Below are 14,627 nucleotides of genomic sequence, written 5' to 3'. Positions count from 1 at the left end.
GGTGCACGCCTGCAAGAGTCCGGGTTTCGCTCACGGGTGTGAGGTTACCCGGCCGATCACTTGAGGAAGTCCGGGACGTCCAGGTCCTCGGCCGAACGACGGGGGTTCTCGTCGTACAGCGGCGGCACCTCGACCCGCTCGCCCTGCTCGCGGCCGACGTCCTGCCGGTTGAACGAGCCCTGCACGACGACGGCCGGCTCGTCCAGCGTGCGCGGCACGTCGTCCGAGGTCTCGTCGTCGATCACGCGGGGCAGCGTGGACACGGGCGACGGCTGGTGCGCCGGCGGGACCGACGGCGGCATGCCGTTCCCGGTGTACTCGGGCGCGCGGCGGGCGGCGTCCGAGACGTCGGGCAGCGGGACCGGCGCCGTGGCCGGGCTGCGGGTCGCCGTGGAGCTCGCGCCGGCGACCTGGCCGAGCGCCCGGTTGTCCTTGCGCTCCTTGGGCAGCCCACCGTCGAAGCCCGCCGCGATGACGGTCACGCGGACCTCGTCGCCCAGGGCGTCGTCGATGACCGTACCGAAGATGATGTTCGCCTCCGGGTGCGCGGCCTCCTGCACCAGGCGCGCGGCCTCGTGCACCTCGAAGAGGCCGAGGTCGCTGCCACCCTGGATGGAGAGCAGCACGCCGTGGGCGCCGTCGATCGACGCCTCCAGGAGCGGCGACGAGATCGCCAGCTCGGCCGCCTGCACCGCGCGGTCCTCGCCGCGGGCGGAGCCGATGCCCATGAGCGCCGAGCCCGCCCCCTGCATGACCGACTTCACGTCCGCGAAGTCCAGGTTGATCAGGCCGGGCGTGGTGATGAGGTCGGTGATGCCCTGCACACCGGAGTGCAGCACCTGGTCGGCCGAGTGGAAGGCCGCGATGGCGGACACGTTGCGGTCCGACATCGACAGGAGCCGGTCGTTCGGGATGACGATCAGCGTGTCGACCTCGTCGCGGAGGTTCTCGATGCCGCTCTCCGCCTGGACCGCGCGCCGGCGGCCCTCGAACGTGAACGGGCGCGTCACGACCCCGACGGTCAGCGCGCCGAGCGAGCGCGCGATCCGCGCGACGACCGGGGCGCCGCCCGTGCCGGTGCCGCCGCCCTCGCCCGCGGTGACGAAGACCATGTCGGCGCCGCGCAGGACGTCCTCGATCTCCTCCGCGTGGTCCTCGGCGGCCTTCTTGCCGACCTCGGGGTCCGCGCCGGCACCGAGGCCGCGCGTGAGCTCCCGGCCGACGTCGAGCTTGACGTCGGCGTCGGACATCAGGAGGGCCTGTGCGTCGGTGTTGATCGCGATGAACTCGACGCCCTTGAGGCCGACCTCGATCATGCGGTTGACGGCGTTCACACCACCGCCGCCGATGCCGACCACCTTTATCACTGCCAGGTAGTTCTGCGGAGTTGCCACGTCGTCGCCTTTCGATTCGGGTCCCGAGTCCCGACTCTCATCCCTCCCAAAGTCTCAGGTTGAGGTAGAGGGTTAGAGTTATGTCAGGTTGCTGCTGAGTTCGACGGTAGGTGTGCCGCCGGGGTGTGTCGAAGACATCGTCGCGCGTGTCGCGCAACGATGCACGCGAGAAATCACAGCGATGTTATTCCTGGTCGTGCGTGAGTCGGTGCGCGACGCGCGCAGCAACTGACCGGCTCAGTGCGTGACCGGCAGGCCGGGCGACGAGACGTCGATGGTGGTAGCCGTCGGCTCCGCCCGCAGCAGCGTCTGCGCGACCTTCGTCTTGAGCGGCACCTCCGCGCCGCTCCCCCACCGGATCACGCGCCCGTCCGACAGCGTGGTGCGCACGTCGTCCTGGGTCGCCGCGCTCACCGTCTTGACGTCGGACGCCAGCTCGGTCGGCAGCGCGCCGAGCACCGCGAGGGCGGCGTCCAGGGCACGCTTCCCCGCCCCGGCGTCGGACAGCGAGGTCACGATCGCGGGCAGGCCCTTCGGTACCTTTTCGGCGGTCGCGACGCGGACGCCCTCGGCGTCCATCAGGGCGTAGACGTCGCCGGGCTGCGGCACCGCGGCCACCGGCTCGCGCGAGGTGAGCGCCACCGCGAGCCCGTCCGGCCAGGTACGCGTGATGCGCACGTTCTTGACGGCGTTCATCGCGAGGATCTCCTCGCGCAGGCCCACCGTGTCCAGGCGCGGCAGCGGCACGCCGGCCTCGTCGGTGACGGCGTCGCGCACCTCGCCGACGTCGACCGTGGTGCCCTCACCCGTGACCTGGACCTGGTCCGGGTCGAGCGCGAACAGCGGCGAGAAGAACGCCGCCCACACCAGTCCCGCCACGACCGCGACGGTGAGCGCGGTCCAGCCGATGCGGCGCCACACGCGGTAGCGCGCCATCGCGGTGCGCTCGGCGAGGCGGTCGGCGAGCTGGTCCGAGACCACACCCGCCCGGCCGCCCGCCGACGGCGTGGCGCCGGTCGCGGGACGGTCGGGCCGAGCGGCGGGACGGTCCGGCCGAGCAGCCGGACGGGCCGGCCGGGACGGCGCCTGGCCGCCCGGCCGCGTGCGGGCCTCGCCCTGCAGATCCCGGCCCCGCCGGTCCGGCTCCCGCCGCCCCTGGTCCTCCCGGACCCGGTCCTCCCGGGCCTGGTCCTGTGCGGCCGCGCCCTGGTCCGCCGGGCGCGGCCGTGCCGTGCCCGCGGCGCGAGGGCGCGCGGGCGGGCGCATCAGTCCTCGCCCAGCCCCGGCGTGCCCGTCGTCGCCACGCGAGCCGCGAGGCGCGCCAGGACGGCGGGTCCGAGCTGGGTGACGTCGCCCGCGCCCACGGTGAGCACCACGTCGCCCGGGCGGGCGAGGTCTGCGATCGCGTGCGCGGCGTCGAGGCGGTCCGGCACCGCGTAGGCGGCGCCGTGGTCAGGCATGAGGTCGACGATCGTGCTGGGCGTGACCGTCGGGTCGAGTTCCTCGCGCGCCCCGTAGATGTCGGTGACGACCACCTCGTCGGCGGCGGACAGCTCGGCCGCGAACCGGTCGGCGAACGTCTTGGTGCGCGAGTACAGGTGCGGCTGGAACAGCACGAGCACGCGGCCGCCGTCGGCGATCTCGCGGGCCGCCGTCAGCACGGCCTTGATCTCGGTCGGGTGGTGGGCGTAGTCGTCGACGACGAGCACGCCGTCGGCCTCGCCCTTCTCCTCGAAGCGACGGCCCGTGCCGATGAACGCCTCGACCCCGGCGACGGCCTGCTCGGCGGGCACGCCCAGCAGCACCGACGCGATGACGGCCGCGGTCGCGTTGAGCACGTTGTGCTTGCCCGGCACCGACAGGCGCATCGGGATGCCGGGCACGGTGCCGGACACGCCCGCGCCGTCGGCCACCTGCTCGTTGGTGCCGAGGATGTCGCCGCGCAGCACCGCCGTGGTGCCCTCCGGCGTCGTGGAGATGTCGGTGACCCGCACGCGGGCGGTGTCGTTGGTGCCGTAGGTGATGACGTGGCCGCCGGTGGCGCAGATGGTGGCGCCCACCGAGAGGGAGCCCTCGTCGTCGGCGCACGCGACGAGCCAGCCCTCGGGCACCAGCCGGCGGGCGAACCGGATGAACGCGCCGTTGAACGCCTCCGGGGTGCCGTAGTGGTCCAGGTGGTCGGCCTCGACGTTGGTCACCACCGCGATGGTGGGCGTGTAGTTCAGGAACGAGCCGTCGGACTCGTCGGCCTCGGCGACGAGCACGTCGGACGAGCCGAGGTGGCCGCCCGGCGTCGAGCCGTTGGCAGTGCGCACCGTGCTGCCGATCGCGTACGACGGGTCCAGGCCCGCCTCGCGCAGGATCGTCGCGACCATGGCCGACGTCGTCGTCTTGCCGTGCGCGCCCGCGACGGCGACGCCGCGCGAGCCCTCCATCAGGGCGGCCAGCGCCTGCGAGCGGTGCAGCACGTTCAGGCGGCGGGCGCGGGCCGCGGAGAGCTCCGGGTTGTCCTCGTGCACGGCGCTGGAGATCACCACCGTGTCCGCGCCGGTGAGGTGGGCGGCGTCGTGGCCGACCCACACCTTGATGCCCTCGTCCCGCAGCGCGGCCAGCGCCTCCGACTCCGCGGCGTCCGAGCCCTGCACCGGGACGCCGCGACCGGCGAGCAGGCGGGCGACGACGGACATGCCCGCCCCGCCGATGCCGATCATGTGGACGCGGCCGAGCTTCGCGACCTGATCCGCCATCTGATCCGTGACCGTGGTGCTCATGACCTGACCTCCGTGGTGTCGGTACCTGCTGACCGTACGGCTTGCTCGACGAGATCGACGACACGAGCCGCGCCGTCGCTGGTGCCGGCCGACCGCGCGGCCTTCGCCATGACACCGAGCCGCTCGCGGTCCGCGAGCAGCGTGGGAACGTTCTGGGCCACCCAGGCGGGCGTGACGTCGGCGTCGTCCACCAGGAGGCCGCCGCCGGCCTCGACCAGCGGGGCGGCGTTCAGCCGCTGCTCGCCGTTGCCGATGGGCAGCGGCACGTAGACGGCGGGGATGCCGAGCGCGGCGAGCTCGGCGACGGAGCCGGCGCCGGAGCGGCAGACCACGAGGTCGGCCACCGCGTAGGCGAGCTCCATCTGCTCGAGGTACTCGCGCACCTGGTAGCGCCGGGGGTCGACGCCGGCGACGGTCTCGCGAACCTCGTCGCCCTTGCCCTTGCCCGTCAGGTGCAGCACCTGGGCACCGGCTGCGAGGATCTGGGCGGCGGCGCCGGACACGGCGCGGTTCAGGCTCAGGGCGCCGAGCGAGCCGCCGGTGACCACGAGGGTCGGCAGCGCGGGGTCGAGGCCGAGCTCGGCGGCGGCGCGGGCACGCAGGCCGGCGGCGTCTGCCTCGCGCTCCTGGACCAGGGCCGCGATGGCCTGCCGCAGGGGCAGGCCCGTGAGCACGCCGCCGCGCAGCGGCGTGCCGGCGAAGGTGAGGCCCACGCGGGACGCCCAGCGGGCGCCGAGCCGGTTGGCCAGGCCCGGGCGCGCGTTCTGCTCGTGGATGACGATCGGCACGCCCTTGCGCTTCGCGGCGAGGTAGGCGGGCGTGGCCACGTACCCGCCGAACCCGATCACGACCTGCGCGTCGATCTCGTCGATCGCGTCCTCCGCGGCCCGGACCGCCGCCGTCAGCCGGCCCGGCAGCCGCAGCAGGTCGGGGCTGGGGCGGCGCGGCAGCGGCACGCGCGGGATCGGGCGCAGCTCGTAGCCGCGCGCCGGCACGAGATCGGCCTCCAGGCCGGTCGTGGTGCCGAGCGCGAGCACGCGCGCGCCGGGCTGGCGGCGCCGCACCTCGTCGGCCACCGCGAGCAGGGGGTTGACGTGACCGGCGGTCCCGCCTCCGGCGAGCACCACCGACACAGCTGCTGAGCTCATCATCACCTTCTGGTCGTCGCCCGGTACCCGGGCGAATCGATCGCGCGCCGGCTCGCCGTGGAGGTTCTGACCACAGAACAAGCCGCCGTGCACATTTCTACCGTCTCCGGACCGCGCCGCCCAGCACGGCCAGTGACTTGCGGACGACGCTACCGCGTGCAGCGAGTGCCTTGGCAGCCCCCGGCTCCGTCCGGGCGAAGGATATGACCATCCCGAGCGCGGCCATCGTGGTGATCAGCGCCGAACCGCCCGCGGACACCAGCGGGAGGGGCACGCCGATCACCGGGAGCACCCCGATGACCACGCCGATGTTCACGAACGCCTGGCCCACGATCCAGCAGCCGACGGCGGCCGTGGTCACCTTGACGAACGGGTCCTTGTGCCGCTGGATCACGCGGCTCATCGCCAGGCCCAGCACGGCGAACAGCGCGAGCACCAGCACCGTGCCGAACAGGCCGAGCTCCTCGCCGATCACGGCGAAGATGAAGTCGTTGTGCGCCTCGGGCAGGTAGTTCCACTTCTCGCGGCTGCCGCCCAGGCCCACGCCCCACAGCCCGCCGGTGCCCAGCCCGAACAGGCCGTGCAGGGACTGGTAGCACTCCGAGGCGGCGTCGCACTCCGCGCCGTAGGTCGCGATGATGCGCCGCAGCCGGTCCCCGGAGCCCTGCTGGAGGATGAACACGTAGCCGACGACGAACGCGGCGATCGCGCTGCCCAGCCCCATGAGCGACATCGGCACGCCGGCCACCAGGAACGCGCCCGCGACGAGCAGGCCGATCACGAGCGCCGTACCGAGGTCGCCCCCGCCGAGCACCAGGCCCATCACGACGACCGCCCCGGGCACGGCGGGCAGGATCGCGTGCGACCAGCTGCCCAGCAGCGCCTGCTTGCGGCCCAGCACGGTGCCGAGCCAGACGGCGAGCGCGAGCTTGGCCAGCTCGGAGGGCTGGAAGCGGACGGGCCCGAACGACAGCCAGTTCTGCTGGCCGTTGGTGACCTCACCCATGAAGATGACGGCCACCAGCAGGACCAGCGCCACCAGGAGCGCCGGGAGCGCGAGCCGTTTGTACCAGCGGATCGGCAGGTGGGCGGCGACCAGCAGCACGGGCAGGCCCATCAGCGCGTACTGCGCCTGGACCAGGAACGCCGCGTACGGCGACTGGCCCTCCGCGATCGAGGTGACCGTCGAGCTGGAGAGCACCATGATCAGGCCGATCACGGTCAGCAGCCCCGTCGTGCCCACCAGCAGGTAGTAGCTGGTCACGGTCGAGTTCCACTCGCCCAGCCACGGGCGGTCGGGCGCCTTGCGGCTCGTGGTCGTCGTGGCCATCCCCTGCCCCTCCCGCGCTCAGCGCGTGGTGGTCAGGTCACGCACCACGCGGACGAACTCCTCGCCGCGGTGGGCGTACGAGGTGAACTGGTCCTGTGACGCGCCCGCCGGGGCCAGCAGCACGGTGTCCCCCGGCTGTGCCAGGTCCCGCGCCGCCGTCACCGCCCGGCGCATCACGGTCTCAGTGTCACCGGGATCGATCACCACAACAGGGATCTTGGGCGCGTGTCGGGCCAGCGTGTCGGCCAGCGGGCCCGGCTCGGCGCCCATCACCACGGCGGCGCGCATGCGGTCCGCGCGGGAGGAGACCAGGTCGTCGAACGTGGCGCCCTTGGCCAGCCCGCCCGCGATCCAGACCACGGTGCCGTGCGCGAAACCGGCCAGCGAGGCGGCCGCGGAGTGCGCGTTCGTCGCCTTGGAGTCGTTGACGTAGGTGACGCCGTCCGCCTCCGCGACCCGCTGGATGCGGTGCTCGCCCGGGCCGAAGGACCGCAGCCCGTCGCGGACGGCGGAGGCGGGCACGCCGTGCGCGCGCGCCAGGGCGGCGGCGGCCAGGGCGTCGGCCACGATGTGCGTCGGCACGACGCCGTTGTGGTCGCCGAGCTGCTTCAGGTCGGCCAGGGTCCCGAGCTCCGCGGCGCTCTTGCGGCGGTCCGGGTCGTCGTCGGCGGCGTGGAAGGCGCGGTCCACGAGCACGCCGTCGACCAGGCCGAGGTCGCCCGGGCTCGGGGTGCCCACCACGAAGCCGACGGCGCGGGCGCCCTCGACCACGTCGGCCTCGCGCACGAGGTCCTCCGTCGTCGGGTCCGCGACGTTGTAGACGCAGGCGACCTGGACGCGCTCGAAGATGCGGCCCTTGTCGCGCGTGTACGCCGCGAGCGAGCCGTGCCAGTCGAGGTGGTCGGCCGACACGTTGAGGACGGCGCCGGCCTGGAGCGACATGGTGTGCGTGAAGTGGAGCTGGAAGCTGGACAGCTCCACCGCGACGACGTCGAGCAGGGGGTCCAGGGCGGCCTCCACGAGCGACCTGCCGACGTTCCCGACGGCGGCCGTGCGCAGGCCCGCGGCCCGCAGGATGGCCGCGAGCATCTCGACGGTGGTCGTCTTGCCGTTGGAGCCGGTGATGCCGAGCCACGGGGCCGGCGCGTCGGTGCCGAGCCGGTCGACCCGCAGGCGCCACGCGAGCTCGACCTCGCTCCACACCGGCACGCCCGCGGCCAGCGCCGCGGCGACCAGTGGGTGGTGCGGGGGGAAGCCCGGCGAGGCGACGAGCAGGTCCGCCTCGGCCAGCACCCCGGCCGCGCCGTCGGCGTCGAGCCGGCCGTGGTCGGCGTCGTCGGCCTTGTCGTCCACCGTGACCAGCGAGGCCACGCGCGGCAGGAGGACCTGCTGGAGCGACCGCCCGGTGACGCCGAGGCCCGCCAGGACGACGCGCGCGTCGGCCAGGGGGACGCGGGGCTCGACCGTGCCGTAGGGGTCGGCCTCGGTCACGAGGCCACCCACTCGGCGTAGAAGATGCCCATGCCGAGGCCCGCGAGCAGGCCGGCGATGAGCCAGAACCGGATCACGATGGTGACCTCGCCCCAGCCGGACAGCTCGAAGTGGTGCTGCAGGGGGGCCATCTTGAACACCCGCCTGCCCGTCATCTTGAAGAAGCCGACCTGGATCACGACGGACGAGACGATGAGCACGAACAGGCCGCCCAGCAGCACGGCGAGCAGCTCGGTGCGGCTCAGGATCGACAGGCCGGCCAGGGCGCCACCGAGGGCGAGCGAGCCGGTGTCGCCCATGAAGATCTTGGCGGGGTTGGCGTTCCACCACAGGAAGCCGACGCAGGCGCCCGTGACGGCGGCCGCGACGATCGCGAGGTCCTGCGGGTCGCGCACCTCGTAGCAGCGTGGACCGGCGGTGGCCAGGAACTGGCAGGACTGGTTGAGCTGCCAGATGCCGACCAGCACGTAGGCGCCGAAGGTGATGATCGAGACGCCTGTGGCCAGACCGTCGAGGCCGTCGGTCACGTTCACCGCGTTCGACCAGGCGGAGACCAGCAGGTTGGCCCAGATCACGAAGAGGATCAGGCCCACGGTGGCGCCCGCGAACGCCAGGTCGAACTCGGTGTCGCGCAGGAACGAGATCTTGGTCGACGCCGGGGTGCGCGAGTTCTCGTTGGGGAACTGCAGCGCGAGCACGGCGAACGAGATGCCGACGACGGCCTGGCCGATCAGCTTGGCGCGCGGGGTCAGACCCAGGGACCGCTGCTTGCGGATCTTCGTGAAGTCGTCGAGGAACCCGACCAGGCCCAGCCCCGCCATGAGGTAGAGCGCGAGCAGCGCCGAGACGCTCGGCAGCCGACCCGAAACCAGCATCGACGCCGCGACGCCGAGGACGGTCGCCGCGATGATGACGACACCGCCCATCTGGGGCGTGCCACGCTTGGTGAAGTGGCCCGTGGGGCCGTCCTCGCGGACGAACTGGCCGTAGTTCTTGTGGACCAGGAACCGGATGAAGACCGGGGTGCCCAGCAGGGCCACGAGCAGCGCCACCGCGGCGCTGACCAGGATCGCGATCACTTGTTGTTGTCCTTAGCGGTCAGAGCCATCGACAGGTGGTCGCCGAGCTCCCAGAGTCCGGAGCCGAGCGAGGACTTCACGAGCACGACGTCGCCGGGCTCCAGCGACTCGTCCAGCATTGCGCGGGCGGCGTCCAGGTCGGGCACGAAGATCGACTCGGACCCCCAGGAACCCTCCTGCATGGCGCCCTCATGGATGTGATAGGCGCCGTCGCCGACGACGACGAGCTGCTTGATGTTCAGCCGAACCACGAGGCGGCCGATCTCGTCGTGCGCGGCGCGCGCACCGTCACCGAGCTCCCGCATCTCGCCGAGCACCGCGACGGAGCGGCGGGTGCGCCCGGCCATGACGGCGAGGGTGCGCAGGGCGGCCTTCATCGAGTCCGGGTTCGCGTTGTACGCGTCGTCGATCACGGTGACGCCGTCGGGCCGCTCGGTCACCGCCATGCGGTGCGGGCTGCGGGCGGTGGCGGCGGTGAGCCGCTGCGCGACGTCGGGCAGGGACACCCCGAGGCGCAGGGCGACCGTGGCGGCCGCGAGCGCGTTGCTCACGTGGTGCGGGCCGACGAGCTGGAGGGCGACGTCGGCGCGCTGCTCGCCGTTGCCTGACGGCGCGGCGGACGGCGCGATCCGGAGCGTGAAGGCCGCCCGGCCCGTGGCGTCCACCGAGATGTCCTCGGCGCGGACGTCGGCGGTAGGGATGGTGCCGAAGGTCTGCAGCGTCGTGCCGGGGGCGGCCTGGCCGGCCATGGCGGCGACGCGCAGGTCGTCGGCGTTCAGCACGACGGTGCCGCCGTCGACGACGCCGGAGACCATCTCGGCCTTGGTCTTCGCGATGGCCTCGACGCTGCCGAAGTGGCCCACGTGCGCCACGCCCACGGCGAGCACGACGCCGACGTCGGGCGGCGCGATGCGCGTGAGGTAGGCGATGTTTCCGATGTGGTCGGCGCCCATCTCGGCCACCAGGTAGCGCGTGGCCCGCGTGACCCGCAGGACGGTCAGCGGCAGGCCGATCTCGTTGTTGAACGAGCCGGTGGGGACGATGATCGCGTCCTCGCCGCTCACCTCGGGGGTCAGCAGCTGGCCGAGCAGGTCCTTGGTGGTGGTCTTGCCGACCGAGCCGGTCACGCCGACGACCCTGGGCCAGCCGTCGCCGCCGTCGCGGACCGTCGCCAGGACGTACCGGGCGAGCTCGCCCAGGGCCTCCTGCGGGTCGTCGACGACGACGGTCGGCAGGCCGTCCAGCTCACGGGCCGCCAGCACCAGCGCGGCGCCCGACGCGACGGCGCGGGCCGCGAAGTCGTGCCCGTCCACCCGCTCCCCCGGCAGGGCCACGAAGAGCGCGCCCGGCCCGGCCTCGCGCGAGTCGATGATCACCGCCCCCGTCACCGTGACGTCCGGGTCGGCGTGCAGCCGCCCGCCGGTGGCTGCGGCGACCTGTGCCGCAGTCAGCTCGATCATGCCTGTGTCGTCCTCTCCTGCGTGGGTCCTGCTGGGGTTGCTCCTGCTGCGCCGGCGTAGCGCGCGACGCGTACTGCTCGGGTCACGCGCCGCGGGCCGCCAGCGCGGCGCGCGCCTCGACCCGGTCGTCGAGCACGTGGTCCACGCCGGCGATCTCCTGGATCGTCTCGTGCCCGCGGCCGGCCACCAGCACGGTGTCGTCCGGGCCGGCCGCCAGGATCGCGGTGCGGATGGCATCCGCGCGCGGGGCGACCTCGTGGACCTCCACCGTACGCGAGCCCCCGTCGTCCGAGGCCTCCACCGTGCCGCCGGGCGCGGCGACTCCCGTGCCGGCGAGCACCTCGGTGCGCACCTTGCCCGGGTCCTCGTCGTGCGGGTCGTCGTCGGTCACGTAGACGACGTCGGCGCCGTGCACCGCGGCGGCGCCCATGAAGGGACGCTTGCCGGGGTCGCGGTCGCCCGTGGCGCCGAACACGACGGCCAGCTTGCCCGTCGTCGTCGGGCGCAGGGCCGCGAGGGAGAGCTCCAGGGCCTCGGTGTTGTGCGCGAAGTCGACGACCACGCGCGGGGCCGTGGCCAGCACCTCCATGCGGCCGGGCACGGTGGCGCTCAGGCCGTCGGCGGCGGCGAGCGCGTCGGTGACGTCGCGGATGTCCGAGCCGCCCTCCAGCACCATCGCGACGGCGAGGGCCGCGTTGGCGACGTTGTAGCCGCCCGGCAGCGAGGTGGAGGTGCGCAGAGTGCGCCCGTCATGGTGCGTCAGCGTGAAGGCGGACCCGGTGCCGTGCGGCTCGACGTCGGTCACGACCCAGTCGGCGGCCTTGTCCGGCAGCGTGGTGAGCGTGGCGACGGGGATCTGCGCGGCGTCGGCCATGCGCTCGCCCCAGGCGTCGTCGACGGTGACGACTCCGCGGCGGGCGCGGGCGGGCGTGAACAGGTCGGCCTTGGTGTTGAAGTAGGTCTCGAAGTCGCCGTGGAAGTCCAGGTGGTCCTGGGTCAGGTTGGTGAACCCGGCGACGCCGAACACGATGCCGTCCACGCGGTGCTGCGCCAGCGCGTGGGAGGAGACCTCCATGGCGAGGGTGCGCACGTGGTCCTCGCGCATCGCGGCGAGCAGGGCCTGCAGGTCGGCGGCCTCGGGCGTCGTCAGCGTGCTCGCGATGACGCGGTCGCCGGAGCGGGTCTCGACGGTGCCGATGAGGCCGCCCGTCCAGCCCAGGGCCCGCAGCAGGTGGTCGAGCTGGTAGGTCGTGGTGGTCTTGCCGTTGGTGCCGGTGACGCCGAACGTCATCAGGTCCTCGGCGGGGTTGCCCAGCACCCAGGCGGCGACGGAGCCGAGGATGGCGCGCGGGTCGTCGGCGACGATGACCGGGACGGAGCTGCTCGTCGCGAGCAGCTCGGCCCCGCGCACGTCCGTGAGGACGGCGGTGGCCCCCCGCCCGACGGCGTCCGCGGCGAACTGCGCGCCGTGCGCGCGGGCGCCGGGCAGGGCCACGAACAGGTCCCCCGGCTGCGCCACCCGGTTGTCCGAGGCCACGCACGTGACCGCGGCGTCAGCGGGCTGACCTGGGGCGATGGTGAGGCCGAACGCGACGGCGAGGTCCGAGACCTGGCGCGCTGTCGTGGCGGCCGGTCGGATCCGGTCGATCGGGGATGTCACGGAGAAGAACCTACCGTCTCGCGGGGGTGGGTCTCGTCCTGGGTGTGGGCCTTGGGTGGTGGTTGTGGGGTGGTCCGGGCATCGACGCAGTCAGCGGGGTCTTTTGGCATCGTCATTGTTGCGCAGGGTGATGACGTGCCCCTCCCCGTACTCCTCGATCACTTTCGCTCGCGCTTCGGGCCCTGAGGCCGCGAACACACGCAGACGAATTCCCGGGTCGTCGCCGATCCAGATGATGCCCACGTACTCTTTCTGCCGCTGCTCAGTCATTCAGGTCAGTCCCCATCGAGGTGTAGTTCCGTCGTCCCGTCCGAAGCGCACCGCTCGGCCAGATCGAGGATCGGTTCCAAGAAACCTGGTCGAGCAGATCCAACCGTCGATCGGAGCTCCTCGGTGAACTGATCCATGTCCTCCGGGAGCAGAACGACTGAACCGTAGGGCTTGGCGCGGGAGAGAATCAGCACGTCCGAGCCAACACATCCCTGGCGAAGCCTTCGTCATGGTCGATGTAGACGTCGAGCAGTTCGAGCCTGCGGTGCCGTGGACTCGTAACCTTCCGGGTTGCACGGAAAAGGGCCACGTCAATGCCCATCAGGTCCTCCAGCAGGCTCGGAAAGGACGTACGCACTCGCGATATGTTGCTGTGCGTAGACATTGTCTACGCACAGCAACACACCCCGGTGACCAACACTTTCCAGCCGGCGACGGGCCGCCTGGCGGTGGCACGCCACCAGCCGCGCGACCTTGACCTGCGCAGTCCGGCCCAGCACCGACCGCGTCGTGCAGCGCCACGTCAACCACGTGCTGGCATCGCGGAGCGAGCCGGTGTCCCGGCTCGCGCTGAGACAAGTCCAGCGGAACGCCGGGGCGTTGGTCTCGTCAGCTCTAGGTCTAGCTATCGGCGACAGGAGCAGGACGAACGACAGTGCCACGACCTCACAATCCTGTTCCCAGCTCGACGAGCTCGTCGCGATACTCGCCGGTCCGGACGAGTTCTCGGAACACGTCAACCAGCGCGTCGACCGTTCCGGTACCCAGAATCAGCAGGTCCGGAACCCGGAAGAATGCGCCCGACCGACACTCGCCGGACTCCCGGTAGGCGTCCATAAGCCTGGCGATCTCGCCGAGCGTCAGCACTGTTGCCGCCCACCGAGTGCCGTCCGAGGCGATCAGCTCGACATCGGCATTGACCACCGAGCCGTCGCCGTCCATGCCGCGGACGACGATCCGCGCACCCCCACCAAGGCTGATCTCACGGTCCATGGAGCGTTATCAATCCATTCATCGCGGCCACTGATCAGCTTGAGGCTCACGCCGGACGCAGCCGCCCGTGTGTGAAGCACTGACCGTCATGCTTCGTCACGTGCAAGGCGCCCGGCGTCGCCTACCGTCATGAGCTCAGGTGCCGCTCCCACCAAGATCTCGTGCCGGACGATCAAGTCTCATGAGCGAGCGATGCATCCTCCACCTCCACATGCGGGTCCGCGGCATCACCGCTCAGCAAGTTGCCGATCGCATCGATCTCCGCGTCAGCAATCGGGAGAACGTGCCATTGTCGTGCCCGCATGTCGTCGATGAACTCACGGGGCAGTTCCACCTTGTAACGCTCGACGTAGTGAGCCAGGGATGACGGCCATACCCAGTGCCCGTCGGTGAGCACCAGGAACTGACAGATCGGGCCCCGTCCCGGATCGAGAAGGTCCTTCACACCCTGCGCAGATCCCAGGACAACGTGACCGTTCGACAGGTACGCGCCCGCGGCTCGAGCCACGTCGTCCGCGAGCTGCGCCACACGGCTACGCACCTCGTCAGCGGTTTCGAAGAAGCCCACTCTCTGCACAACGAGGAGGATAGGGGATACAGAAATCCGGCCGCGGTCACTCGACAAAGCCCAGCAGGCTACTTGGCGACGATCTCGTCAAGTTTCTCGACCGATCGCATTGAGCCGAGCACCCCAGCTGCGGCAACCAACCTCGCATAGAACCGCTCACTGATCTCAAGCGCATCCTCGTAGATCCACGAGCACATCGTGTCGAAGGCGAGACTCTCCTCGCCGACCACCATCAGATGGTGCACATCGTTGATCACCGAGTCGGAAGTCAGCGGAGAGTCGACAAGCAATCCGGAGATCAACGCTCGATGGCGTTCGTGTTCTTGCATCGCATGTCCTCTTCGAACGGCCAGGGGGCCACGTCCCGGTAATGCACGCGTGCCTGAGGGAACGTACGCGAGCGAGGTGTGTTGCTGTGCGTAGACATTGTCCACGCACAGCAACACCCCCCGGTGACCAACAC

The 14,627-nt window shown here is 71.8% G+C and carries 13 protein-coding genes; all 13 read right to left on the bottom strand.

Features of this window, described 5'->3' with window-relative positions:
• Nucleotides 1-56: 56 nt before the first annotated feature.
• Nucleotides 57-1,394: a cell division protein FtsZ gene (ftsZ, locus tag ACFU5G_RS24015; RefSeq protein ID WP_377250453.1), complete on the bottom strand. Its 1,338-nt coding sequence runs from the start codon at nt 1,392-1,394 to the stop codon at nt 57-59.
• 237 nt (nt 1,395-1,631) lie between these two features.
• Complete coding sequence (locus tag ACFU5G_RS24010; RefSeq protein ID WP_377250450.1) at nt 1,632-2,660, bottom strand: cell division protein FtsQ/DivIB; 1,029 nt, start codon at nt 2,658-2,660, stop codon at nt 1,632-1,634.
• On the bottom strand, nt 2,660-4,165 hold the full coding sequence (gene murC / locus ACFU5G_RS24005; RefSeq protein ID WP_377250447.1) for a UDP-N-acetylmuramate--L-alanine ligase: 1,506 nt from the start codon (nt 4,163-4,165) through the stop codon (nt 2,660-2,662). Before murC ends, ACFU5G_RS24010 begins: the two co-directional genes overlap by 1 nt.
• Nucleotides 4,162-5,316 (bottom strand): undecaprenyldiphospho-muramoylpentapeptide beta-N-acetylglucosaminyltransferase, encoded by a 1,155-nt coding sequence (murG, locus tag ACFU5G_RS24000; protein ID WP_377250444.1) that lies wholly within the window; start codon nt 5,314-5,316, stop codon nt 4,162-4,164. The genes murC and murG overlap by 4 nt, the downstream gene beginning before the upstream one ends.
• Before the next feature lie 94 nt (nt 5,317-5,410).
• Nucleotides 5,411-6,643, bottom strand: coding sequence for a putative lipid II flippase FtsW (ftsW, locus tag ACFU5G_RS23995; RefSeq protein ID WP_377250442.1), 1,233 nt, complete (start codon nt 6,641-6,643; stop codon nt 5,411-5,413).
• Between the two features lie 18 nt (nt 6,644-6,661).
• Entirely contained in the window at nt 6,662-8,134 is a 1,473-nt protein-coding gene (gene murD / locus ACFU5G_RS23990) for a UDP-N-acetylmuramoyl-L-alanine--D-glutamate ligase (protein ID WP_377250440.1), read from the bottom strand.
• Nucleotides 8,131-9,213 carry a phospho-N-acetylmuramoyl-pentapeptide-transferase gene (gene mraY / locus ACFU5G_RS23985; protein ID WP_377250438.1) on the bottom strand — a complete coding sequence of 361 codons (1,083 nt, stop codon included), beginning with the start codon at nt 9,211-9,213 and terminating at the stop codon, nt 8,131-8,133. The genes murD and mraY overlap by 4 nt, the downstream gene beginning before the upstream one ends.
• Nucleotides 9,210-10,673, bottom strand: a complete 1,464-nt coding sequence (murF, locus tag ACFU5G_RS23980) for a UDP-N-acetylmuramoyl-tripeptide--D-alanyl-D-alanine ligase (RefSeq protein WP_377250436.1) — start codon at nt 10,671-10,673, stop codon at nt 9,210-9,212. Before murF ends, mraY begins: the two co-directional genes overlap by 4 nt.
• A gap of 82 nt (nt 10,674-10,755) precedes the next feature.
• Nucleotides 10,756-12,333: a UDP-N-acetylmuramoyl-L-alanyl-D-glutamate--2,6-diaminopimelate ligase gene (locus tag ACFU5G_RS23975; RefSeq protein ID WP_377250434.1), complete on the bottom strand. Its 1,578-nt coding sequence runs from the start codon at nt 12,331-12,333 to the stop codon at nt 10,756-10,758.
• A 90-nt stretch (nt 12,334-12,423) separates the two neighbouring features.
• Nucleotides 12,424-12,603 carry a hypothetical protein gene (locus ACFU5G_RS23970; protein WP_377250431.1) on the bottom strand — a complete coding sequence of 60 codons (180 nt, stop codon included), beginning with the start codon at nt 12,601-12,603 and terminating at the stop codon, nt 12,424-12,426.
• Nucleotides 12,604-13,269: 666 nt separating this feature from the next.
• On the bottom strand, nt 13,270-13,596 hold the full coding sequence (locus ACFU5G_RS23965) for a hypothetical protein (protein ID WP_377250429.1): 327 nt from the start codon (nt 13,594-13,596) through the stop codon (nt 13,270-13,272).
• A 172-nt stretch (nt 13,597-13,768) separates the two neighbouring features.
• A complete protein-coding gene (locus tag ACFU5G_RS23960) occupies nt 13,769-14,173 on the bottom strand; it encodes a hypothetical protein (protein WP_377250427.1) in 405 nt (134 codons plus the stop codon).
• Between the two features lie 59 nt (nt 14,174-14,232).
• The coding region (locus ACFU5G_RS23955; RefSeq protein ID WP_377250425.1) for a MafI family immunity protein at nt 14,233-14,627 on the bottom strand (395 nt) is incomplete at its 5' end.

The sequence above is a fragment of the Promicromonospora sp. NPDC057488 genome, assembly GCF_042802395.1.
Taxonomy (GTDB): Bacteria; Actinomycetota; Actinomycetes; order Actinomycetales; family Cellulomonadaceae; genus Promicromonospora.
Note: the sequence above shows the minus strand (reverse complement) of the source record. Positions and strands in the feature narration are given on the sequence as shown.